The organism is Parafannyhessea sp. (assembly GCF_051876455.1).
Taxonomy (GTDB): Bacteria; Actinomycetota; Coriobacteriia; order Coriobacteriales; family Atopobiaceae; genus Parafannyhessea.
This window is the reverse complement of record NZ_JBJEHW010000002.1, coordinates 1-1,570: the sequence shown is the minus strand read 5'-3', so window position 1 is coordinate 1,570 and position 1,570 is coordinate 1. Positions and strand designations below refer to the sequence as shown.

2 protein-coding genes are annotated in these 1,570 nt (G+C 65.8%); both read right to left on the bottom strand.

Annotation, left to right across the window (positions count from 1 at the left end; genetic code table 11):
* On the bottom strand, window positions 1-1,069 hold a 1,069-nt coding region (locus ACI38Z_RS00170), incomplete at its 3' end, for a radical SAM/SPASM domain-containing protein (RefSeq protein ID WP_439788168.1).
* 324 nt (window positions 1,070-1,393) lie between these two features.
* On the bottom strand, window positions 1,394-1,570 hold a 177-nt coding region (locus ACI38Z_RS00165; RefSeq protein ID WP_439788169.1), incomplete at its 5' end, for an LPXTG cell wall anchor domain-containing protein.

The window sequence follows — 1,570 nt, the reverse complement described above, 5'->3', positions numbered from 1 at the left end:
CCACGTCGCCGCGGGCGTTAACGTGGCAGTACACACGGCCGCCAGCGATGCAGCCACCCACGAACTCGCCGTCGTTCTGGAAGTCCATCGCGAAGATGGGATAGCCCTCGTCGCCGATGGCGCGGACCCAGCGGATGCGGTTGAACATGTACTCGCGCTGCGCGACCGTGGGCATGAGGTCGGCGTTGGCGCCCTCGCCCACCGGCATGTAGTGGAAGTACCAGGCGTAGCGGCAGCCCTTGTCAATCAGGAGCTTGAAGAACTCGTCGGAGCTCACGCGCTCGGTGTTGGCACGCGTGTAGCAGGTGGAGGTGCCGTACAGCAGGCCGTGCTTGTGCATGAGGTCGAAGGCGTCCATGACCTCCTGGAACGAGCCCTCGCCGCGGCGGCCGTCGTTGACGGTGGGCTCGTAGGACTCGAGCGACACGCTGAAGACGATGTTGCCCAGCTCCTGCACCTTCTGGCAGAACGGCTCGTCCACGAGCGACGCGTTGGTGAAGATGTTGAAGAGGCTGGTGTTGTGCTTCTCGGCCAGCTTGAGGACGTCGGCCTTGCGGACCAGCGGCTCGCCGCCGGTGAGCATGAACATGTGGGTGCCCAGGTCCTCGGCCTGGCTCACGAGGCTGTCCATCTCCTCGTACGTGAGGTTCAGGCGGTTGCCGTAGTCGGCCGCCCAGCAGCCCACGCAGTGTTTGTTGCACGCGGAGGTCGGGTCAAACAGGATGATCCAGGGCACGTTGCACTGGTACTTGTCCGCGTTGGCGGTGGTGTTGCGCAGGCCGCGGAACGCAGCCTCGTAGCCGCCGTTGAGGATGACCGTCTTGAGCACGTGGGGATCGGTCTCGTCGATCACGTTGAAGAGGAACTTCTCCCACTTGGAGCCGTTGCGCAGGCCCTTCCTCAGGCCGCGGACGGCGCCGGGCGAGGTATCCTTAAGGAGCTTGCCGGCCATGTCGATCAGGTGGTCGATGTTCTTCTCGCGGTCGTCACCGGATGCGCTGGCGATGATCTTGTCGAGCACCACGCTGAACGCCTTGCGCTCTGCGGCGTGGGCGATCTTGGACTGCATTACGCACTTCCTCTCTCCCTGGGGGTCCGGGGATGGCTCCCCGTTTTTTCGACTCCCATTCAAAAACTCAGCCTAGCTTACTACTACCCAAAACGTCGCGCAACGCACACGAGCGCTCATTTGTGCCTGAGCTTGCACCGCCTTTTTCGAGCGGCTGAGCGACGCGGGCGAGAAGGTCGCGGGCCCCTTGCCGCGGCCTGCCCGTAGGCTCGGTCGGGTACCTCCGCGGGCCCCTCCCCCGACGCACGAAGCGAGGGGAACCGCCGGAGCGGCTCCCCTCGCCCACGTCATGCAGACCGAATCACCCTCAGGGCTCCCGAGCGCTTACGCCTCGTCGTTGTGGCGCTTGCGCGCGACCGCAATCGCGACCGCTGCGGCACCAGCCGTGCCGAGTGCCACGGGGAGCGCGGCGTCGTTGGTGTCGCCGGTCGTCGGGACGCCGGAGCCAGACGACTTCGTGCCCCTGGCAGTGCGCGTGCCGGCGGAGCCGGAGGTGCCAGA